The organism is Chryseobacterium sp. IT-36CA2, from assembly GCF_949767875.1.
Lineage (GTDB): Bacteria > Bacteroidota > Bacteroidia > Flavobacteriales > Weeksellaceae > Chryseobacterium.
On record NZ_CATKPG010000020.1, the window covers coordinates 17,883 to 40,049 of the forward strand.

A 22,167-nucleotide genomic window follows, 5' to 3' on the forward strand; every position below is an offset into this window, starting at 1 on the left:
TTTTTATATGAATGAAATGTTCTTTTTTACTCTTTGATGAAAGAATTAGACTTATAATTCTCTATCATTACAACATATTGTCCCTTTGGTAAGCTACTCGTATCAATTGATATTTTACTGCTGTTAGTGGTTGTTTCAAATACCAGCTTCCCTGACATATCGTATATTTTAAGCGAAAGGCTTTTTTCAATATTTTCAATGTTTAAAACCTCTTTTACAGGGTTGGGATACGTTTTGAAAGTTTTCTTTACAGCTTCCGTTTCTTTAGTGCTCAATTGTGCGGTGTTGTTATAATAGATTTTGTTTCCTGAAGGATCTGTTATTATCAAAGTCTTTACGTTGCCACTGGTTGTAATCTGGTAACTGTATATAGATCCGTAAGCTCCTAAAACGTACGCGTCACAGTTTTTTTGATCGTAGGCACGAACAGGTGCTGCATTTCCTCCGTTATAAAATAAAAGGGTACAAGAACTCGCTGTTTTAATAAGATTATTACCTCCGGGCATCACTCCAAAGCTCATCATGGAAGTATTATAATATTTGGAATTAATAACATAGCTTGTTCCTCCGGCTGAATTGAATGTAGTAGCTGGAACTCCGTTATCAATTAAGGGAGTGTTGGTTGTTTGTCCGCTGCTTGTTACCATTTTGGAAATATACCACGTATTGGAAAGTAATTCAGAGGTTTGCTGGGCAGTCAGTAAACTACCTGCTAAAAGGAATAGTATTTTTTTCATGAGTTAAAAGTTTACGGTAAAGATATAAAAGAATTTCTCTTTACGGCTTCAATTTAATCATGATAATAAAATAAGTAAAAAAACCGCCTTCACTACAAAGACGGTTTCCATTTTTAAATATAGATAGAAGTTTATGCACTTTCTAATGTGAGGAAGATACAGCTTTTAATCCTACAACAGAACCAATAAGTGTTACAATAAAGAACACTCTCCAGAAGCTTACAGGATCTTTAAAGAAGATAATTCCCATTAAAGCAGTTCCGACAGCCCCAATTCCCGTCCATACCGCATAAGCAGTACCGATAGGCAGAGTTTGAGTAGCTTTGATCAGCAAAAGCATACTGATTGTCATTGTTATCAAAAAGCCGGTATACCACAGGTACATCTCCGTTCCTGATGTTTCTTTTGCCTTTCCCAGACATGATGCGAAGGCAACTTCAAATAATCCCGCGATAACTAATACTAACCAATTCATTTTTTAAAATTTTACTACTGCAAATTTCAGAATTTGATGTGAGAAAAAATTTTACAATTGTTAAAAAATGAAGGCGATTTTAAGAAAGGAAGATGGGTGCTGGAAGGTAGAAGTTATGATAGTCGGTTAAAGAGGGATATTCAATTTTAATTATTAATGAATCTAAGAACTTTCTATAGAAAAATAAAATTGTTATACGAAACAATAACTTCCATCTTCCTTCTTCCAGCCTCAAAACTGAAATTACTTTATCTCAGCCCGTATTCTACTCAAACTCACTTGTGTAATTCCAAGATAAGACGCAATATAACCCAGCTGAACCCTTTTAAGCAAGTCAGGTTGATAAGCCATAATATCTTTGTAACGTTCCAGTGAAGTCTTGAACTGTCGGGAAATAATTAATTCCTCAGATTTTATCATCTCTGCTTCTGCCAGTTTTCTTCCCCAGTTGGCAATATGGATATCTTCATTAAACAGTTTTCTGAGATTTTCTGTTTCCATTCTGTACAGATCGCAGTCTTCCAGCAATTCAATACTTTCATAGCCGGGTTTGTCCTCTACATAGCTTTTCATCGAGAGAATACATTGTCCCTCACTTCCGAACCAAAAAGTGATATCATTATCAGCCGTTGAAGAATAGGCTCTTGCAATTCCTTTTCGGATAAAATACAGATAAGGAATCACTTTATCGGCTTCCATCAGACAAAAGCCTTTAGGATGCGAAACCTCTGTGATATGCTCTTTTAAACTATTTTTTGATGCTTCAGGAAGAAGGTAAACCTTGTCAAGAATCTGGTCTATATTCATAAAGATGAATTCTAATATTCAAAAATATTAGTTTTAAGTAATGCAATACAAAATAATCTGATTTTTTTTGATGTCTTGTTTTGGGCTTATTTTAAAATCTCTTTTATCACAGCCATTTAAGATTGTATAACTCTCTTTTTTCTTTAAAAATTAAGATTAACCGTAAAGACCAATTTTGTTTTACTAACTTTGCAGTTCGTAATATTATTTTTATGCACAAAGCTGGATTTGTAAATATAGTTGGAAAGCCCAATGCGGGAAAATCGACCTTACTCAACCAATTAATGGGAGAGAAGTTGGCGATTGTAACGCAGAAAGCTCAGACAACCCGTCACAGAATTTTTGGAATTTATAATGAAGATGACCTTCAGATTGTATTTTCTGATACTCCTGGAGTATTGGATCCTAAATACGGACTGCAGGAAAAAATGATGGATTTTGTAAAGGACTCTTTGCAGGATGCTGACGTTTTTCTATTTATTGTAGATGTTACCGATAAAGCAGAACCGTCAGAATTTTTAATTGATAAACTGAATAAAATCCCTGTACCCGTACTTCTTCTATTAAATAAAGTAGACCAGACGGATCAGGCAGGTCTTGAAAAACTGGTTGAAGACTGGCATGCCAGAATTCCTAAAGCTGAAATTTTACCTATTTCTGCATTGAACGCCTTTAATACAGAGGTTATTTTACCTAAAATAAAATCATTACTTCCCGAGAATCCTCCTTATTACGACAAAGATCAGTATACGGATAAACCTGAAAGATTTTTTGTAAACGAAGCAATTCGTGAGAAAATTCTTCTGAATTATGATAAAGAAATCCCATATTCTGTGGAAGTAGTAACCGAACAGTTCAAGGAGAAAGAAGGAATAATCTTCATAGATTCTATTATTTATGTAGAAAGAGATACCCAGAAAGGAATTATTATCGGACACAAAGGGGAAGCTATCAAAAAAGTGGGAACTGAAGCAAGAATGGACCTTGAGAAATTCTTCACCAAAAAAATTCATCTCAATCTATTTGTAAAAGTGAAAAAAGATTGGAGAAAGAACGACAGAGATCTTAAGAATTTCGGTTACAGATAAACTAAAACGGCCGGAATCCCGTTGTATTAAAAGATTTTTATTACCTTAGTATAAATTTTTAGTACATGAACTATAATAATTCAAATTCGAGCTCAATACCTAAAGATATTATTTTGTTGGTGGTGAGAGTGTTTGTAGGTTTTGCAATGCTTTCTCATGGTTTTCCAAAACTTCAGATGCTATTGGCAGGCGGTAAAATCGAGTTTTTCGATTTTATGGGACTTGGTCCTCAAATATCACTGATTCTTACGGTTTTTGCTGAATTTGTATGTTCAATACTCCTTATATTAGGGCTTTTTACAAGGGTTTCTCTTGGATTTTTAATCTTTACAATGATCATTGCAGGTTTTGTAGTACATGGTGCAGATCCTTTTGAAAAAAGAGAAATGCCTCTTGTTTATCTTTCCGTTTATCTTTTATTGATGGTAATCGGAGCCGGAAAGATCTCAGTAGATCATATGATTGAGAGAAGAAAAAGAGCTTCGGACTGGTAATCTTACTATAAAAACAAAATATAATAAACAAGGCACTTCATTTTCTGAAGCGCCTTGTTTGTTCTTAATAATTGCAGTGAGGTAAGCAATCCCAGATCAGTTTTCCGTTTTCGTCTCTTACTCTGCAAGCCATAAAGCCTGCATCACATAATGGAGCATTTCCTCCATTGATCGTTTTCAGATTGCTCTTTGATAATTTTTTTAAATTTTTCATATTATTTTAATTTGTAAGGTAAATGTAATAAAAAAACGAATATAACACTGGAAAGTGTCTTATTTATTTAATTTTATCAATCCTGCAAAATTCACTACATTCGTAGAAAATGAATTTATATGAAGATAAAACTGACCATCTGCCTTCTGGCATTTCTCAATTTTTATGATGCACAGGAGAATATCACTTACCAGAAACCCTCTGCAGAGATTTTAAAACTGGCAGACTATCAAAGACCGCCAAGCGTTCTGATGAACAGCAAAAAAGACTGGGTGGTTTTTACCTATCGTCCAACATATAAAACACTGGAAGACCTTAGTCAGCAGGAAATGAAACTTGGAGGATTAAGAATTAATCCTGTTACCAATATTTCAAGCAGTACTACCTATTCAAATAATCTGAAGATCAGAAAGATCAATGATAAAAATGAGATTCAGGTAAAAAATCTGCCATCCAATCCAAAAATTACCTATGTTTCATTTTCTCCGGATGAAAAAAAATTGGCATTTACCAATACAACAGCTAAAGGAGTTGAACTTTGGGTAGTGGATATGGAAACTGCTTCTGCCAAAAAAATTACGGCTGATAATCTGAATGCCAATTTAGGAATGCCTTATGTGTGGTATAATGATTCTCAAAGCTTCCTGATCAGAGCAATTCCTCAAAATAGAGCTGCTCTCATTGATGCAAGCAAAGATCTTCCAACAGGCCCGATTGTTTCAACAGCAGATGGTAAAGTTTCTCAAAACAGAACGTATCAGGATCTTTTGAAAAATCCTCAGGACGAAAAAAACTTTGAAACGCTTACTGCTTCTGAAATCTATAACGTAGATCTTACGGGAAATCTTAAGAAACTGAAAGATCAGGACATGTATGCCGGCTTAAGTTTTTCTCCAGACGGAAATTACCTGATGGCTACAACCATCAAAAAACCGTTTTCCTATATTGTTCCGTTGAACAGATTCCCATCAACTACAGTAGTGTATGATATGAAAGGAAATGCTGTAAAAACAGTAAATGAAGTTCCTTTGAATGAAATTATGCCAAAAGGTTTCTCATCCGTAAGAACCGGAAAAAGAGATATGACCTGGAGAAGTGATGCTCCGGCTACTCTTACTTTTGCTGAAGCGTTGGATGGAGGAGATCAGTCTAAAACAGCAGATTACAGAGATGAAGTATTTACATGGGAAGCTCCGTTTACAGCGACTCCTAAATCTTTCTTCAAAACAAAGCAGAGATATGATGACGTAACCTGGACCAATGATCATTATGCCATTGTTTCTGAAGGCTGGTATGATACAAGAAACACAAAATCTTATTTGATAGACACCAACAACGGAGAATCTAAAGTTTTCGATGATAGAAATTATCAGGATGTTTACAGTGATCCCGGAAATTTTAACACTACGAAAAACCAGTACGGAAGATATGTAATCGATATGAAAGGCGGAAAAGCCTATCTTATCGGAGATGGATTTACGAAAGATGGTCAGCATCCTTTTATTGATGAAATGGATGTGAAATCACTGAAAAAGAAAAGACTCTATACTTCCAATATAAAGAACGGAAAGGAAGAAATTATTGATATCCTTAATGCTTCAAAGGGTGAAATTCTTACTACCCAACAGTCACCGAGTCTTTATCCAAATTACTTCAAAAAGAACATCAAATCTAATAAGGAAGAAGCGGTAACCAACTTCGCAAATCCTTTTGAAAGCATCAAAGATGTTTACAAAGAAGTAATTACTTATAAGAGAAATGATGGAGTTACCTTAACCGGAACCCTTTATCTTCCTGCCAATTATGACAGGAAAGCCAAAAAAGAGAAACTTCCATTGTTGATCTGGGCTTATCCTACAGAATATAAAGATAAAAATACAGCAGGGCAGAACACTCAAAACCCGAACGATTTTACATTCCCTTATTACGGATCTTTCGTGTACTGGACAACGAAAGGATACGCTGTTCTTGATGATGCCGCTTTCCCGATTATTGGTGAAGGAAAAACAGAACCTAATGATACATTTATCCCACAATTGGTAGCCAATGCTGCTGCTGCAATTGATGCTGTTGATCACCTTGGGTATATCGACAGAAAGAAAGTTGCTGTAGGAGGACATTCTTATGGTGCATTTATGACTGCGAACCTTCTTACGCATTCTGATCTTTTTGCATGCGGAATTGCCAGAAGTGGGGCTTACAACAGAACTTTAACACCATTTGGGTTCCAAAGTGAGCAGAGAAACTATTGGGATATTCCTGAGATCTATAACAAGATGTCTCCATTCATGAATGCAGATAAAATGAAGACTCCTCTTCTTCTGATTCACGGTGATGCAGATAACAACCCGGGAACATTTACTTTGCAGACGGAAAGATACTTCCAGGCATTGAAAAACCTGGGGGCTCCGGTAAAAATGGTTCTTCTTCCAAAAGAAGCCCATGGATATCAGGCTAAAGAAAATATCTTACACCTTTTGTGGGAACAGGATCAGTTTCTTGAAAAGTGCTTAAAGAAATAAATAACAAAAGAGACTGCTAATTACAAACAGTCTCTTTTTTTTGATTAAAAAATATAATAAGGAAGTTGTATTAAAGCTTAAAGCGAAGCTTATCTTAATGATCTTATCCTCTTAATAAAACTTAATGGTTTTAAAAATTAAAGATGCTTCAGAATTTCATTAATACTTTTAAGCTCCATAAAATTTGGATGTTCCAGATTAATATCATGCTGTTCATGACTCCATGTCACATGATAAGGAATATGTGCCGCATATCCTCCGATTTCCAATACCGGTAAAATATCCGATTTGATAGAATTTCCGAGCATAAGAAAATTTTCAGGTTGGCAGTCCAGATGTTTCAAAAGCTTTTCGTAATCGTGTTCTTTTTTATCACTCATGATTTCAATATGATGGAAATAATCTTGTAATCCTGAATTTTTGAGTTTACGCTCCTGATCCAGAAGATCTCCTTTTGTAGCGACAACAAGCCTGTATTTTCCTTTTAAGCTGTCAAGAGTTTCCGTAACACCTTCCAGAAGTTCAATAGGTTTCTGAAGAAGTTCCTGGCCAAGCTGAATCGCTTTGTTGACCAATTCCAATGATGCTGTATTATTCGATACTCTGCCGATGGTTTCAATCATACAAAGCATAAATCCTTTCACTCCGTAACCGTATAAATGAAGATTCTGCATTTCTGTTTTAAACAATTCCTGTGATACCGAATGCTGTGGAAGATAGTCTTCAAGCAGTCTGCAAAATTCGTTCTCTGCTTCCTGAAAATAAGGTTCATTGATCCAAAGTGTGTCATCCGCATCAAAGGCAATCGTAGTAATATGATTATTCATTTTTGTTTTGTAATTTTCTGATCTCAAAATTCAGTATAAAAACTCAATAAGCAAAGGACATTTGTCCCGGATCTATATGTTACGAACAAATCAGGCATTTTTAAGCTATTTTGATGAACTTTACACTAATCAAAAGGGTAGGGAAGAAGTTGTATTAAAGTCTTTTTCCAGAGATGAGAATATATTGATACAGGATCAGTTGCCCTCAAAGGTTATGCTTATTAAAGAAGGTATTGCCAAATGTTATCTCACCGAAGAAAACGCGAAAGAATATATTGTTGAATTTTTGGGAAGCGGTGAAATCCTTGGAGAAGTTGAGTTGATTAAAAATATCAACTGTTTGTGCAGTGTGAAAGCCGTATCAGAAGTAACGGTTTATGAAACATCTATTTCTTATTTTAAGTCTTTGATTAAAAATGATCTTGCTCTCAATCACTTATTGCTGGATTCATTTGCACAGAGAATTATCAATACTTCAAGCAGGGCATCTTATCAACAGTTATATACCGTAGAGCATACGTTAACGCAACTCCTGAATATGCAGGCAAAACAAGGAATTCAAATCTCAAAAGAAGATATGGCTTCCTATTTGGGAATTACCTTGAGAAGCTTAAATAGAATTTTAAAGGATTTAAAATAAAACATTTGGAATTCGCGAAGACACAATAATATTTCAACTTTGCTCGATATCAGATTTTCAGCAAATAAAGAGTCGCTTAATTTTTTCAATCTGCGAGCAATAAAATCATCAGCATTCAATTTTATCGAAGATAAAATCCTTGCGCCTTAAAAACACCAAAAGTTTAAACCTATCGCGCCTTTGTGATTTTCCAATAAATAAAACATTAAAATCAATTTGCATTAATATCGATGTTGTTTTAAGGGGGTGTTTTGTTTTAATATTAAAATTTAGATAAAATATTTTAAATTTATAGGGGTAATTTTAAAATTTAGTATTTTTGTGTTAGAATAAGTTGAATTATAATATTCATGGAAACATTAAAGTTCAGAAATGCTGAATTGGCAGATTTAAATAAAATCGTAGCCATCTACAACTCAACAATTGCCTCAAGAATGGTAACTGCAGATATGGAAGAAGTCTCTGTAGAAAGTAAACTAAAATGGTTTGAAGAACATAACCCTCAAACAAGACCTCTTTGGGTGGTTGAAGATGATCAGGATCAGGTCGTTGGATGGGTAAGTTTCAGTTCATTTCATGAAAGAGCTGCATACAATGGCACGGTAGAGGTAAGCATTTATCTGGATGAAACCTGCAGAGGAAAAGGGTATGGTAAAACCATTCTTCAGTATTGTATTGATAACGCCGGAAAATTTGGAGTAAAAAACCTTGTAGCACTTATTTTCCTTCATAATGAACCAAGTTTGAAGCTGTTCAGGCATTTTGGGTTTGAAGATTGGGGAAGTCTTCCTAATGTAGCCATTTTGGATGGGGTGGAAAGAAGCCTGAAGATTTTAGGAAAAAGGATAGATTAATTATAATTGTGGAGAAAGTGAAAAGGTAAACTTGTAAAACGGGTTTATAAGTATTTAATCTTTAAAATAGAATTATACACAATCATCTGTGCTCATCCGTGAAATCTGCGGTTAAGCAAAAAAACGAGAGAATATAAAAATAGCTGTCTCAAATTTGAAACAGCTATTTTGTTTTTTTATGAATTCTGCTTTACTCTTTTAGCAGACATATTTAAGAATCGTTTCACCAGGAAAACAGCTGAGACCGTTAATCCCAATCCGAGTGCGATCCACATTCCAAATGCTCCCATTTCTAAAGTGACACAGAAGAAATATCCCAAAGGAATAGTAATTACCCAATAGGCGATAAAAGTATAAATAGACGGAGTTTTTACATCCTGTAATCCTCTCAGCATTCCTAACGCCGTTACCTGAATCCCATCAGAAAGTTGGAATAAAGCAGCAATAATCATCAGTTTTGATGCCAGGCTGATTACTTCAATCTCTTCTTTTTTCGTAAAGAACGTTGGTAGGATATTTCTTCCTAAAATAAACACCAATCCGCAGATACACATAAAAATAAAAGCAATCTTTAGGTTGTTGATTCCTACTTTTCTAAGTTCAACAAAATTTTGCTCTCCAAGCTTTCTTCCGATCATTACAGTAGAAGCAACACTGAACCCAACACACAAGTTGAAGGTGAAAGAAGCCATACTTAAAGCGATCTGGTGAGAAGCAATATCATGAGCAGAGATCAATCCACAGATAAACGCAGCTCCGGCAAAAGCGGTTACTTCAAAAAACATCTGTAAAGCAGTGGGCAATCCTAATTTTACCATTTTATCAAACATTTTCTTTGAGAAAACCTGGATTTTTAAAGAGAAATCCTTGATATAACGTCTTGTTCTTTTTTCTTTAAGCAATACAAAATAAAGGAAAACTACCATGAAAACTCTGGAAATCAGGGTTGCTAAAGCAGATCCTTTTACGCCCATTGGAGGAATTCCCCAAAGTCCTTTGATAAAGACATAGTTTAAAACAATATTGATAATGTTCGCAATAATGGTTGCTTTAGTAACTCCGATTGTATAGGAAAGCCCTTCAGAAACCTCACGAAGCGTCTGAAATGCCATAAACGGAATCATGCTGACCACCATTATACTTAGGAAACTTACAGTATCCGGAATGATTTTGGCTGGCTGTCCGGAATGATAGAGTAGTGGCATTCCCATCAGCAATATGACCATCAGGATAATCCCAACAGACATATTGATAATAAAACCGTGGCTGAATACCGAATTAATCGTAGCATGATCCTCTTTCGAGTGTGCTTCCGAAACCAATGGCGGAATAGCAAATGAAAAGCCCAGGGCTAATACAAATATGGAGAAAAACACTGCATTCCCCAATGATACAGATGCCAGTGCATCAGCACCTAAAAGTTTTCCGACAATAATATTATCGAATAAGTTGACCGAAACCTGCCCTACCTGGGTTAGCATCACAGGCAGAGCCAAAGTCAGGCATTCTTTCGTATAGTTTTTGTTTAAAAAGTTCATAATATTTTAAGATTCATATAGTTTATAATTAATAGGGCAAAAAAAAATTTGCAGTGGTAACACTGCAAATTTTTATAATATTGTAAATAATAGCGTTATTATTTCCTTACAAAACTTGCAACGTCACCTTCAGAAACAGTATTTCCACCAAGAATAATCAACCTCTCAACAACGTTTCTTAATTCTCTGATATTTCCAGTCCATGAAAGAGCTTTTAAAGCATCAATAGCTTTATCATCAAACTTTTTTACAGCTGTACCATGCTCATCAGCAATCATACCTGAAAAATGTTCAACCAACATTTTGATATCTCCCTTTCTTTCATCCAATGGCGGAACGTAGATTTCAATTACAGAAAGTCTGTGGTAAAGGTCTTCTCTGAATTTCCCTTCCTCAATTTCTTTCTGCATATTTTTATTGGTAGCCGCAATTACTCTTACGTCCACTTTAATTTCTTTATCACTTCCCACAGGAGAAACTTTGCTTTCCTGAAGTGCTCTCAATACTTTAGCCTGAGCAATAAGACTCATATCACCAATCTCATCAAGGAAGATTGTACCTCCGTTTGCCTGCTCAAATTTTCCCTGCTTATCTTTAATAGCTCCTGTAAAAGATCCTTTTACGTGTCCGAAAAGTTCAGATTCAATAAGTTCAGATGGGATGGCAGCACAGTTTACCTCAATCATAGGTCCTCTTGAACGGTCACTTTGGTTGTGAATAGCATGAGCTACCAGTTCTTTTCCGGCACCGTTAGGTCCTGTAATAAGAACTCTGGCATCAGAAGCTGCTACTTTTTCGATCATATCCTGAATCTTTTGAAGAGCAGGAGAATCACCAATCATCTGATATTTTTTGCTTACTTTTCTCTTTAAAGTTTTGTTTTCAGTCTGAAGATTTTTATTTTCTTTCTTCAGAGTTTCTTTAGCCAAAGCATTTTTCACACTTGTGATCAATCTGTTGATATCAATTGGCTTGGAAATAAAATCGTATGCACCTTCTCTCAAACAGGAAACGGCAGAATCAATATCTGCGTGGCCTGAGATCATAATAAAAGTAGTTTCTGGTTTTAGTGCGAGACTTTGCTTTAAAAGTTCGGTTCCTGAAACCTTAGGCATCTTGATATCAGAAATCACCAATGCGAAATCTTCTTTTTCTACCTGTTTGTAACCTTCAAGGCCGTCTTCTGCGATAACAAATTCATAATCGGTGAGTTCATCAGAAAGAATACTGTGAAGTACTCCCGAGATTGCTTTTTCGTCTTCTACTATAAGGATTTTTTGCATAGTTGCAAATTTAAATTTTTTGTTTCAATTATTAGCAAAAACTATACCTAAATATCTATTTTGAATAGTCTCTTCTGCCAAAAATTGCAGATCCAACCCTCACAGAATTAGCACCACACTCAATGGCTATAGGGAAATCATCACTCATTCCCATTGATAAGGTATTTATTGTTTTTGATTTATTTAATTCATCAAAAAGCCCCTTCAGGATTAAAAATTCATTTCTGACCTGCTGTTCATCATCTGTGAAGGTTGCCATTCCCATTAAACCGGTAATTTCCACATGAGGAAAATTGCCATCTGTATATTGCTGGAAAAGATCTTTGGCTTCGGAGATTTCAAGACCGAATTTGGTTTCTTCAGCAGCAATTTTTACCTGCAGAAGGACTTTTATCGTTCTGTTGTTTTTTCCTGCTTCTTTGTTGATTTCTGCCAATAATTTTTCAGAATCCACACTTTGTATGGTATCGATGAAAGAAGCGATATATTTTACTTTATTGGTTTGTAAGTGGCCAATAAGGTGCCATTGGATATCCTGAGGCAGGAGAGGGAATTTTTCCATCAATTCCTGTACTTTATTTTCTCCAAAGACTTTTTGCCCTAGATCATATACTTCCTGTACCGAAGAAGCCGGGTGTGTTTTGGAAACAGCAACCAGCTGGACATTGGATGGCAGCTGGTTTTTTATAGTGTTATAATTTTCTTTAATACTCATATATGCAAATTTCCGAAAATTCTCTGACAGTTGCTAGTTGTTAATATATTTTACACTGTACTTTTCACAGTATGATTAATTCAAAACCTCATTGATCTTAGGGTACTGCGAAATTTTTCTGAAAACAAACTTGTTGCTTTTCTGCAGCTTTTCAATAAAAAGATCCAGTTCGTTGATAGAATCTGCATCTCTGAGGTATTGATCATGAGTCAGGAAAACAAGATGTCTTGATGTTTTCTCAAGATCGTTAAAGAAAATACTGTCTACTTTCTTAATCATAGCTTCATGACTTCCCTTTAAAGTCATTTTCTGAGAAGGTCTCCATTCAAGATCCCAGCCGATTATTTTATAGCCGGCCTTTTTAAGACCGTCTGCTGCCGCAGTGGAACTTTTAATATCTGTTACATTAATATTATTGAGCCTCCAGATATTTCTTCCCGGAGTTCTGGCGATTTTATCAGTAAGCTTAAGGCTGTCTTTAGCAATATCAAAATCGTGTACTACAGCGTCTGCATTTCTGTAAAAATCTGTGTATTTATTGTGAGCATGCGTGAAACTGTGGTTGGCTAGTTCTATAAGAGGATTTTGCTTTAGAAGCAGTAGATCATCTTTCTGTCTTTTACTTCCATAAGCATGTTTACCCACCAGAAAAGCGGTTGCACAAACGTTTCTTTTGTCAAGGATTTTTAATAGATTTTCGGTTCCCTGATTGGGGCCGTCATCAAAAGTAAGGTAGATCACTCTTTTATCCGGGTCTACGCTTTCATCGTCCATTTTGGGGACTATTTCTGCGGAAGGATGTTCCTGTGAACTGACGACGGGGTCACTCACTTCTTTTTTGAAATTACAGCTGTTTAATAAAACTGAAGATGCACTCACCAATGCAAACATCCCGAGAAAAGTCACATTTTTTGACTTTTCCGCAAAAATTTTTCTCATAAAAATAATGGAATTTTAAATTGTTAAAAATCGTTAAAAATAACACCAGAAAATTAACAAATTACATGCCATGCTGTGCAGGCTTTTTCCTTTTTAAGTTTATTTTAAGAACTTTATTTTAAGGGAGATTTCCATTAACGGTCAAATTGCAATCTTATGATTTTTGTTTCTTTATTTATTAACATTTATAAATGGCAAAACGATAGTCTTTTTCTATATTTGTTAAGGTTTCAATATTCTTCATATCATGGAGAATTATTTTATTTTAACTATATCAGGTGGTTTTATTCTAAAAAACTTTTTAAATACAATGAATTTTTGATAGCGGCGGTTCCCCAGGTGTTATTGAAGAATATATAGACCGTTTTTCCGCTGTTTTTAATTTTTTCCACAAGTTCATCCATAAAATCCTTGTTGTACTCTGATTTATAGAGAATGGGTTTCCCGTGAAGTCTGTAATAAAGAATGTCTGGATGATTAATAATTATATCTTCAGGAAGATCACCGGGAAAGCTTACGCCTGAAAAGATCGTATTAAGATTTTTTAAAAGATCAAAGATTTCTTTTTGCCACCATGAATTGTGACGGAACTCAATCACATTTAGAAAACTGTGATCCGTATTATTAATAATACGTTCTGTATTTTCCGGAGTGTTTTTAAAAGAAGGAGGGAGCTGGTATAGAAAACCGGAAAGCTTATCCTTCAAACTGTTTTGAATATGACTGCAAAAAGCTGAGATTTCTTCTTTGGAATTTTCCAGCCTGTTTTGATGGGTAATGGATTTTGGGATTTTAATAAAAAACCTGAATGATTCAGGAGTGTCATCATACCACTTCAATAATGTTTTTGAAGTTGGCTTTCTGTAAAAAGTAGAATTGATTTCTACAGCATTGAACGTTTTTGAATATAAAGAAAGAAAATCTTTACTGTTAGCATCTTCAGGATATAAAGACCCTTTCCAGTCGTTATTATAAAATCCTGAACATCCTATGTAAAGATTTTCTTTTTTCATGATAATTATTTTATATCCAGATCCACGGAGTTTAGTCTCAATGAATTCAGAATCACAGAAAGAGAGCTGAAGCTCATTGCTGCGGCTGCAATCATTGGTGACAATAGAATTCCAAAGAATGGATACAATAATCCTGCCGCAACCGGAACGCCTAAAACATTATAGATGAATGCGAAGAACAGGTTTTCTTTAATATTTTTGAGAAGTTTTTCACTTAAAAGTTGTGCTTTTGCAACACCTAAAATATCTCCTTTTAATAAAGTGATCTCTGCGCTTTCAATAGCAACATCGGTTCCTGTTCCCATGGCAATTCCTACATCAGACTGAGCAAGGGCAGGAGAGTCATTGATTCCGTCTCCGGTCATCGCTACAATTTTACCCTGTTGCTGTAGTTTTTTTACTTCGTTCAGTTTGTCTTCAGGAAGGCAATTGGCTTTGAAATGTTTGATGCCTAATTCATCAGCAACAGCTTTTGCTGTGTGCTCGTTATCTCCGGTCATCATGATTACGTCTATTCCTTCACTCATCAGTTGTTTCACGGCTTTTTTTGAGCTTTCTTTGATTTTATCCGTAAAACTTATGAATCCAAGCACCTGCTGATCCTGTGCGATGTAAGAAATGGTGTGTGCTTTTGACTGTACTTCTACAGCTTTCTGTTTCAAGTTTTCAGGAATAGCAATTTGATGTGAGGTTAATAGGTTTTCATTTCCTAAATAAGCTGTTTTACCGTTGATATTTCCTTTCACTCCTTTTCCGGAAATGTTTTCAAACTGATCTACTTTTTCAGCCGTTACATTCCCTTCCTTTGCTCTTTTGATAACAGCGTTGGAAAGTGGATGTTCAGAATTTTGATTTAAAGAAAAAGCTAGTTTTAAAATCTCATTCTGATCTCCGTTCACTGTTTCAATATATTCTACTGAAGGTTTTCCTTCCGTTAAAGTTCCTGTTTTATCAGTAATCAGAACATTTACTTTGTTCATTTGCTCAAGGGCTTCTGCATTTTTAATCAGGATTCCATTTTTAGCTCCTTTTCCAATACCTACCATTAATGACATAGGTGTTGCGAGGCCAAGAGCACATGGACATGCTACAATTAAAACAGCTACAGCATTCACGAAAGCAAATAAACTTCTTTTTCCTTCCGGCCCGAAAAACTGCCACAGAATAAAAGTAAGCACGGCAATAAGGATTACTACAGGAACAAATACTTTTGAAACTTTGTCGGTAAGCTTCTGGATGGGAGCTTTGCTGCGGCTGGCTTCATTAACCATCTTAATGATCTGTGAAAGCAGGGTTTCATCACCTACTTTTTCCGCCTTGATGATGAATACCTGATTGCCGTTTATCGTTCCGGAAGATACTTTATCATCTACATTTTTTTCTACAGGAATAGGTTCTCCTGTAATCATACTTTCATCAACGATAGAATTTCCTTCAGTGATTTTTCCGTCTACTGGAATTTTTTCACCTGGTTTTACTTTTAATAAATCACCTATTTTCACCTGAGAAAGCAGAACTTTCTTCTCTTCACCGTTTACTATAAGATTGGCTTCGTCCGGAGAAAGATTCATTAATTCTTTGATAGCATTTCCTGTTTTTTTATGAGCTGCAGCTTCCATCAGCTGGCCTAAAATAACAAGGGTTAAAATCACACAGACCGCCTCAAAATACAATGGGATTTCATGATTGTGACCTCGAATTTCATGGGGAATAATGTCCGGGAAAATTAAAGCAACAATACTGAAAATAAATGCAGCTGCTACACCCAAAGCAATAAGACTGAACATATTGAGATTCCATGTTTTGAAAGAAACCCAGCCTCTTTTTAACAAAAACCATCCGGAATAAAATAGGACTGGAAGCGTTAAAGTAAGCTCAATAAACCCCTGAATCTGATGTGAGAAAGGGAAATTGATCAACATTCCACCCATGGAAAGAATAAAAACCGGAATGGTAAATACTAATGAAGTGATGAACTTTCTTTTTAATATGTTGTAGGTTTCATCTTCTTCGTCATCACTGCTGTCAGGCATTCTTACGAGATCCATTCCACAGATCGGGCAGTCTCCTGGTTCATCACGAATGATTTCCGGGTGCATTGGACAGGTATATTTTGCGGTTTTCTTTTCAGGATATTTTACAAGGTCCATTCCACAAACTGGGCATCCTACATTAGAGTCATAGGTTTTATCGCCTTCACAATACATGGGACAGTAATACTTACCTGCCATATCATCAGTGACTTTAGGAGCTTCATGATTATGGCCGTGGTGGTGATCATGATGGTTGTGAGAATGGGAGTGGGAGTATTGGTGTTGTGAAGCTGCTTTTTGTGAAAGTTCTTCAGTGATCGTCTCTAAATCCATATGACAAACCGGGCATTCTCCTTTTTCATCATACACTTTATCACCCTCACAAAACATAGGACAATAGTGTTTTCCGTAACTGTCTTTAAAACTTTCAGGAAGATTTGTCGATGAGTAAGTTGGTTTATGATTAGGATCTTTTGCGAGCTTTTCTTCAATCGGAACCAGGTACATTTTGCAGACAGGGCATCTTTCTCCCTGCTTGAAATATACTTTATCTCCTTCACATTCCATTGGACAATAGTATACAGAAGACGGAGATACACGATCCTGAGGTTTTACAAATGCTGTTTCTGGAGTATTAGGATCTTCAAGTCTGTATTTTCCTATTTCTGCCAAAGCATCATTTAAAACTGAAAGCTTTGCTCCATGATCAGAAGTAATTGTTGCGGTATTATTTTCCAGGTTTACATCGGCTTTAATCCCTTCAATACTGTTGAGTTGGTTTGATATCTTTTTCTGGCAGCCGGAACAGGTCATTCCGAGTATTTTATACTGTTGGTCCATGATTCTTAAATTTATACTACAAATTTCCAAAATGGAAAACTAAGGTTGTTATAAATTTAAGGATAATAGTTATAAAATTAGGCTAGTGTGAGTTTTAGGGTTGGAGAGTGTTAGAGTGGGAGAGTTGTAGGGTTTGAGTGTTGGTAAATGAAATACAAATATTTAACTCCTTCACTCTCAAACCCTCAAACTCTAAAACTTATAGATTGTCAAGCGCTTTACGGTTATGCTCTTTCAATTTTTTGAATTCAGTTGGGGTGAACCCGGTTACATTCCTGAATTGGGAAGAAAGATGCTGTACGCTTTTATAGCCAAGCTTTCCTGCAATTTCAGTAAGATTAAATTCATTGTACAGAAGAAGTTCTTTTACTTTTTCAATTTTCTGAAGAATGAAGAATTGTTCTAATGTGATATTTTCGTTTTGTGAAAATGTTTTTGAGAGCGCGCTATAATCTTTATGAAGTTTTGAACTTAAAAATTCTGATAGCAAAAAATCTTCTGCGATATCAAGATCGCTAATTTTTACAATGATCAGGCTTTTGATTTTTTCTACAATCTGATGTGCAGAATCCATGATCCTTTCAAAGCCTGTATTTAACAGTTCTTTTTCTATGATCTGCATTTTTTCAGATGAAACTTCGGTTTCAGTTTCTATTTCACCCAATAAGGCTGCGCTTATTTTTACATCTGCATTGCGGAAGATATTTTCTACCGCAGCGATGCATCTGTTGCAGACCATATTTTTTATGAAAATTTTCATAGACTGTTGTTTAGCCTGTCTTTTACGAATTCAATCTGGGTTTTACCATGAGGAGCAGGATTACCATCAGCATCAAGGTTTACCATAACGATTTTTTCTACCGTAATAATAGTTTGGTGAGTCATTTTATTTCTTACATCACATCTTAACGTAATAGAAGAGGATCCGAAATGAGATGCTTCAATTCCTATTTCTATAATATCTCCCTGCTTGGCGGAACTTACGAAATTAATTTCAGAGATAAATTTGGTTACTACTTTTGTGTTTTCCAACTGAATAATGGCATAGAGTGCAGCTTCTTCATCTATCCATTGAAGGAGTCTTCCTCCGAAAAGTGAATGGTTAGGATTTAAGTCTTCGGGTTTTACCCATTTTCTGGTATGGTAGTTCATGTCTTTTAATAATTTGCAGTACAAATTTAGTGTTAAAAGCTGATGTATTCAAAAGATTCATATTTATTGATCTGAAAAGAATCATTCATTTTCTCAATCATTTTCTTTTGGAACGCATTGCTTTGGTTTTTGTAATTGAACTGTCATTTAATAATGCATGATATTCCTTACTCTCCATAGGCAATAAAGCAACCTTTCCTTCTGAATTATGATGAATTCCGAATCCGTATTTCTTAGCTAAAGGAGAACAGCGGAGACAAGGTTGCCCTTTTGAAAAGAATATTTTCCTCTCTTCTTGCTTTTCATTTTCTGAAATATCATTTTTAATTGCATAACATTCAAAAACAATATCGTCTGAAGAATATGTATAAGGATTTTTTATAATTTTCTCATATTGAAGATTGGCCAATGTTTTTTGTTTTTTTTCAGGAGGAATCTGTGCCTGGGAAACAGGGCAGTCTTCGGCAACTTCAATGAGTGTGTTGGTATAATTTGTAGTGTGTGATTTCATATTTTGGCTTGGAATTTAAGATTTCATGAAGAATAGGATAGTAAGTGAGATCGTAATTATAACATTTTCAATCTTATTAGCTTGATTGTGAGTGGTTAGACTTGGCTTTTATTGTTAATTTTTAACTAATTTTATGATAAAATATTTTTATATGTAATTATCTGTTAATCAGTATTTTATGTTGTTTTTGCTTGCTTTTTTCTTCTTTGGATTCAACATAATGTGAGAAATATTTAAAAAAAGCTTTGATTTGAAATTTTTAATTGTATCTTGCATACGTTTATATTTGGAATCAATATTTGTTCATTAATTTATGTTGTTTTTCTTTTATATACCAAATTTTTATTAATTTTTTAATTTATTTAAAATGAACATTTTTGTTTCAAACATCAATTACGCAACTAAAGAGTATGAGTTGCACGATCTATTCGCAGAATTTGGTGACGTATCATCAGCTAAAATCGTTACAGACAGAGAAACTGGTCGTTCCAGAGGTTTCGGTTTTGTAGAGATGGGTGATGAAGAAGGAAAGCAAGCTATTGAAGCTCTTAACCAAAAAGAATTTAACGGAAAAACTTTAAACGTATCTGAAGCTAAGCCAAGAGAAGAGAAGCCAAGAAGAAGCTTTGACAACAACAGAGGTGGTGGTTACGGAAACAACCGTGGAAACGGTGGTGGATACGGTGGTGGAAACAACCGTGGAGGTAACGGCGGAGGAAACCGTTGGTAAAAAAATATGAAGCGGCTTTTAAGCCGCTTTTTTTATGGAATTTAGTTTCCTATAATTCATTTGATTAGAATTTTGTATTGAGATATTGAAATGTTTTGGCATAGTTTTAGAAAATTATCAATCAATCAAAAAGTAATTATAATGAAAAAACAATTATTAGGATTAATGATGGTGTTTGGCGGCTTATTAATCAATGCACAAAGTATTTATACAGGACAAACAATAAGGCAGGACAGAAAGTACTGGGCAGATAATAATGAGTATTATCTGATCTTTCAAAATGATGGAAACCTGGTTTTTTATAACAGATCCGGTACTCCTGCATGGGAATCAAGAACTGCTAACAGAGGAGTAAGAGCAATTTTTCAGGATGATGGTAATCTGGTAGTGTATACACGTGGAAATGGAGTTGCTTTTGCCTCAAATACTGAAGGTAAAGGAGCTAACAAGCTATCCGTTCAGGATGATGGTAATCTTGTTATTTATAATGGCTCTACCCCTTTATGGGCATCTAAAAGCGGTGGTATCAAAAACAATAATGGCTGGAGAAATCGCGATCGTTACAGCAGTAGGGATTATGTTTCAACGGGTTATAGATTTCGTAAAGATGAAAAATTATATTCTTCAGATGGAAGTTATTATTTAGTTTTTCAGGACGATGGTAATCTTGTCTTAGCTGGCAGAAATGGAAGCCCGATCTGGGCGACAGGAACAGATAATAAAGGAAGCAGAGCTGAATTCCAAAGTGATGGAAACCTGGTCGTTTACGATTCTTATAATAGATCAGTATGGAGCTCAAATACTGAAAACAGAGGATCTGTTAAACTTACTGTGCAAAATGACGGAAACCTTGTTATCTATGGAAGGAATTCTCCACTTTGGAGTTCTGGAACTAACAGATAAATAAAGGCAATATATTAAAAAAGAGGTTATCCATAAGGTAACCTCTTTTTATTTTAACTATTTCAATCTTATCAATATATAAACACTTTCGTAATAAATGCTGGCAGTATCTTGTTCAGAATATTTCTCACGGGTAATTTCACTGAAAACAAGTTTAACATGATATTTACCTAAATCAGATTCCATAGCAATTTCAGGAACTTTTATATTTCCGGTTTTGTTTTTATTTTCATTCAGCAGCTTAATAATCTGTGGTCCAAAATCTACTTCTTCTTTTGAGTTTAAGCTTAATTTTAATGATGAATTATCAGTCAGTTCATCTGTAAGTTCAAACTCATCGTTATTCAGTTTTTGCGGATCTCTGCTATAGCGGTGGAAAGAAATTAAATATTGGTAATTTCCGAGTTCTACTACCTGTTTTTCCGGAACAAGAACCAGTCTGTTCATTTCGTATGCTCTGTTTTTAACGGTGACGTTTACATCCGAGAATTTATTCTGAATATCATATCTTACACTATAAAATGTTCCGGCTGCAATATTATTTGCTAATTCAGCCTGATCTTTTTCATTCAGTAAAGTAGATAAAAATTCATTTTGTTTTCTTTCAGCCAGAAATTCAAATTTGTCTGCAATTTCATTACGGATCGTATCGGTAACTTTTTTGTTGAAATTAATTGTATTGGCACTCATGAGCTGATTCTCATTTAAAATCTTTATTAATTGCGTTTTCTGACTTCTGTTGGCAACGCTGAAAGCATTCAGATAAGGGAAAATCAAAGCAAAAGCTCCAAACAAAAATAAGCTGATCGGAATAAATTTTATGGTAGCCTTTTTACTGAAAATAAAGTAAATAACAATGCTTAGCAGCCACAGGGCAAGCAGGAGCACAAAATACCTAGGTTCTGTATAGCCGTATTCCAGAATTCTGGTGAAAATAGCTGTGAAAAGTAATACAATTAAAGGGACAATGGTATAATAAAAGACCTTCGAAAATATCTTAACCCAGGATTTTGCATTTTCTTCTTTTAGCGGATGTACCAGCAATAATGCTAGGATACCTACAACACTGTAAGCTAAAACAAGGTAAGAAACCCAACCTCTTGGCAGCTGCCAGTTGATCAGTATTTTAGCTGAATAGAAATAAAGAATAGCTACATAAATAAGCAGCAGCGGAATTAAAATAAACTGAGTGAAAAACTTTAAAACAACAGGATAGGTTCCGTCTTTTTCAAGATTATTAAGTCCTTTATCATTAAATAAAAGAAAAATAAAACTGCTACCGAAAATAGCCAGAACAAAGAATGTATCTCTGTAAAGTCTATCATGGAAATTAAAATCAAAAAGTTTATCAATGGCCAGGATTGCTAATTCAACACCACCTGTTAGAACCCCTGTAAATACGGCAGTGAGAAAGATATTGATAAAAAGATTTTTGTTGTATTGCCAGAATCGGAGTTCTCTGTCTTTTTCAAGAAACGGGACAAAAGATACCAATAAGTGGGAGAGTAGTACGGTAACTGCAATAATATAGGCATAAACTTCCGTAAAACCATTCTTTTTATCCGGCAAGATAAAGTAAAAGCCTATAAGAAAAATAATTCCGGACACCTGTAGTAATAATTCTCTTCCAATTCTCTGTGACAGCATTTTTAGGGCAAACATCAATGAAATTCCGAGACAGCTGCAAATGGTGAATTTGATGTAAGAGGTAATTTCACTGCGTTCTGTTTCAGCAATACATATGGCGCCAACAGAAGCTAATAAAGCCATTGCCAGAATCATAGGATATCGGAAAATGACTTCATTAGCCCGGCTTAAAGTTTCCTGGAATTTTGTTTTCATGATTTGGTGT

22 protein-coding genes are annotated in these 22,167 nt (G+C 35.1%); 7 read left to right on the forward strand and 15 right to left on the reverse strand.

Annotation, left to right across the window (positions count from 1 at the left end):
* Window positions 1-26: 26 nt before the first annotated feature.
* The 3 genes from ACM6F9_RS07455 to ACM6F9_RS07465 all read right to left on the reverse strand — a co-directional run bounded on the left by ACM6F9_RS07455 (window position 27) and on the right by ACM6F9_RS07465 (window position 2,019).
* Complete coding sequence (locus ACM6F9_RS07455) at window positions 27-737, reverse strand: T9SS type A sorting domain-containing protein (RefSeq protein WP_414845127.1); 711 nt, start codon at window positions 735-737, stop codon at window positions 27-29.
* Window positions 738-879: 142 nt separating this feature from the next.
* Window positions 880-1,212 carry a DMT family transporter gene (locus ACM6F9_RS07460; protein WP_414845128.1) on the reverse strand — a complete coding sequence of 111 codons (333 nt, stop codon included), beginning with the start codon at window positions 1,210-1,212 and terminating at the stop codon, window positions 880-882.
* A 243-nt stretch (window positions 1,213-1,455) separates the two neighbouring features.
* Window positions 1,456-2,019 (reverse strand): Crp/Fnr family transcriptional regulator, encoded by a 564-nt coding sequence (locus tag ACM6F9_RS07465; protein WP_129036561.1) that lies wholly within the window; start codon window positions 2,017-2,019, stop codon window positions 1,456-1,458.
* A gap of 212 nt (window positions 2,020-2,231) precedes the next feature.
* Here ACM6F9_RS07465 and era point away from each other — a divergent pair, with 212 nt between their 5' ends.
* Together era and ACM6F9_RS07475 are read left to right on the forward strand one after the other, a co-directional pair.
* Window positions 2,232-3,107 carry a GTPase Era gene (gene era, locus ACM6F9_RS07470; protein WP_129036560.1) on the forward strand — a complete coding sequence of 292 codons (876 nt, stop codon included), beginning with the start codon at window positions 2,232-2,234 and terminating at the stop codon, window positions 3,105-3,107.
* A gap of 65 nt (window positions 3,108-3,172) precedes the next feature.
* Entirely contained in the window at window positions 3,173-3,601 is a 429-nt protein-coding gene (locus tag ACM6F9_RS07475) for a DoxX family protein (RefSeq protein WP_414845129.1), read from the forward strand.
* A 64-nt stretch (window positions 3,602-3,665) separates the two neighbouring features.
* Here ACM6F9_RS07475 and ACM6F9_RS07480 read toward each other — a convergent pair whose 3' ends face one another.
* Window positions 3,666-3,815, reverse strand: a complete 150-nt coding sequence (locus tag ACM6F9_RS07480; RefSeq protein WP_414845130.1) for a bacteriocin-like protein — start codon at window positions 3,813-3,815, stop codon at window positions 3,666-3,668.
* Window positions 3,816-3,934: 119 nt separating this feature from the next.
* Between ACM6F9_RS07480 and ACM6F9_RS07485 the strand changes: the two genes are divergently transcribed.
* Window positions 3,935-6,337, forward strand: a complete 2,403-nt coding sequence (locus tag ACM6F9_RS07485; protein WP_414845131.1) for a prolyl oligopeptidase family serine peptidase — start codon at window positions 3,935-3,937, stop codon at window positions 6,335-6,337.
* A gap of 137 nt (window positions 6,338-6,474) precedes the next feature.
* Here the strand turns inward: ACM6F9_RS07485 and ACM6F9_RS07490 are convergent, their stop codons facing one another.
* The gene (locus tag ACM6F9_RS07490) at window positions 6,475-7,164 is read right to left on the reverse strand and encodes an HAD family hydrolase (protein WP_414845132.1); all 690 of its coding nucleotides are present in this window, start codon (window positions 7,162-7,164) and stop codon (window positions 6,475-6,477) included.
* Window positions 7,165-7,240: 76 nt separating this feature from the next.
* Here ACM6F9_RS07490 and ACM6F9_RS07495 point away from each other — a divergent pair, with 76 nt between their 5' ends.
* Entirely contained in the window at window positions 7,241-7,804 is a 564-nt protein-coding gene (locus ACM6F9_RS07495) for a Crp/Fnr family transcriptional regulator (protein ID WP_414845133.1), read from the forward strand.
* A gap of 350 nt (window positions 7,805-8,154) precedes the next feature.
* Window positions 8,155-8,658, forward strand: a complete 504-nt coding sequence (locus tag ACM6F9_RS07500; RefSeq protein ID WP_414845134.1) for a GNAT family N-acetyltransferase — start codon at window positions 8,155-8,157, stop codon at window positions 8,656-8,658.
* Between the two features lie 176 nt (window positions 8,659-8,834).
* Here ACM6F9_RS07500 and ACM6F9_RS07505 read toward each other — a convergent pair whose 3' ends face one another.
* The 9 genes from ACM6F9_RS07505 to ACM6F9_RS07545 all read right to left on the reverse strand — a co-directional run bounded on the left by ACM6F9_RS07505 (window position 8,835) and on the right by ACM6F9_RS07545 (window position 18,682).
* Window positions 8,835-10,196, reverse strand: a complete 1,362-nt coding sequence (locus ACM6F9_RS07505) for an MATE family efflux transporter (protein WP_414845135.1) — start codon at window positions 10,194-10,196, stop codon at window positions 8,835-8,837.
* A 98-nt stretch (window positions 10,197-10,294) separates the two neighbouring features.
* On the reverse strand, window positions 10,295-11,479 hold the full coding sequence (locus ACM6F9_RS07510; protein WP_414845136.1) for a sigma-54-dependent transcriptional regulator: 1,185 nt from the start codon (window positions 11,477-11,479) through the stop codon (window positions 10,295-10,297).
* A 55-nt stretch (window positions 11,480-11,534) separates the two neighbouring features.
* Window positions 11,535-12,194, reverse strand: a complete 660-nt coding sequence (locus ACM6F9_RS07515) for a YggS family pyridoxal phosphate-dependent enzyme (protein ID WP_414845137.1) — start codon at window positions 12,192-12,194, stop codon at window positions 11,535-11,537.
* A 75-nt stretch (window positions 12,195-12,269) separates the two neighbouring features.
* Window positions 12,270-13,133: a polysaccharide deacetylase family protein gene (locus ACM6F9_RS07520; protein WP_414845138.1), complete on the reverse strand. Its 864-nt coding sequence runs from the start codon at window positions 13,131-13,133 to the stop codon at window positions 12,270-12,272.
* Between the two features lie 284 nt (window positions 13,134-13,417).
* Entirely contained in the window at window positions 13,418-14,146 is a 729-nt protein-coding gene (locus tag ACM6F9_RS07525; RefSeq protein WP_414845139.1) for a DUF72 domain-containing protein, read from the reverse strand.
* Between the two features lie 5 nt (window positions 14,147-14,151).
* Window positions 14,152-17,019, reverse strand: coding sequence for a heavy metal translocating P-type ATPase (locus tag ACM6F9_RS07530; protein WP_414845140.1), 2,868 nt, complete (start codon window positions 17,017-17,019; stop codon window positions 14,152-14,154).
* A gap of 199 nt (window positions 17,020-17,218) precedes the next feature.
* Window positions 17,219-17,779 (reverse strand): helix-turn-helix domain-containing protein, encoded by a 561-nt coding sequence (locus ACM6F9_RS07535; RefSeq protein ID WP_414845141.1) that lies wholly within the window; start codon window positions 17,777-17,779, stop codon window positions 17,219-17,221.
* Entirely contained in the window at window positions 17,776-18,171 is a 396-nt protein-coding gene (locus ACM6F9_RS07540) for an acyl-CoA thioesterase (protein WP_089691186.1), read from the reverse strand. The genes ACM6F9_RS07535 and ACM6F9_RS07540 overlap by 4 nt, the downstream gene beginning before the upstream one ends.
* Before the next feature lie 97 nt (window positions 18,172-18,268).
* Window positions 18,269-18,682: a DUF6157 family protein gene (locus ACM6F9_RS07545; RefSeq protein WP_414845142.1), complete on the reverse strand. Its 414-nt coding sequence runs from the start codon at window positions 18,680-18,682 to the stop codon at window positions 18,269-18,271.
* A gap of 367 nt (window positions 18,683-19,049) precedes the next feature.
* On the opposite strand from ACM6F9_RS07545, the gene ACM6F9_RS07550 reads away from it, so the two are divergent.
* Together ACM6F9_RS07550 and ACM6F9_RS07555 are read left to right on the forward strand one after the other, a co-directional pair.
* Window positions 19,050-19,412: an RNA recognition motif domain-containing protein gene (locus ACM6F9_RS07550; RefSeq protein WP_040999136.1), complete on the forward strand. Its 363-nt coding sequence runs from the start codon at window positions 19,050-19,052 to the stop codon at window positions 19,410-19,412.
* A 141-nt stretch (window positions 19,413-19,553) separates the two neighbouring features.
* Complete coding sequence (locus tag ACM6F9_RS07555; protein ID WP_414845143.1) at window positions 19,554-20,315, forward strand: hypothetical protein; 762 nt, start codon at window positions 19,554-19,556, stop codon at window positions 20,313-20,315.
* Window positions 20,316-20,372: 57 nt separating this feature from the next.
* On the opposite strand, the gene ACM6F9_RS07560 is transcribed toward ACM6F9_RS07555, so the two are convergent.
* Window positions 20,373-22,157 carry a DUF4153 domain-containing protein gene (locus ACM6F9_RS07560; protein WP_414845144.1) on the reverse strand — a complete coding sequence of 595 codons (1,785 nt, stop codon included), beginning with the start codon at window positions 22,155-22,157 and terminating at the stop codon, window positions 20,373-20,375.
* Window positions 22,158-22,167 lie beyond the last annotated feature (10 nt).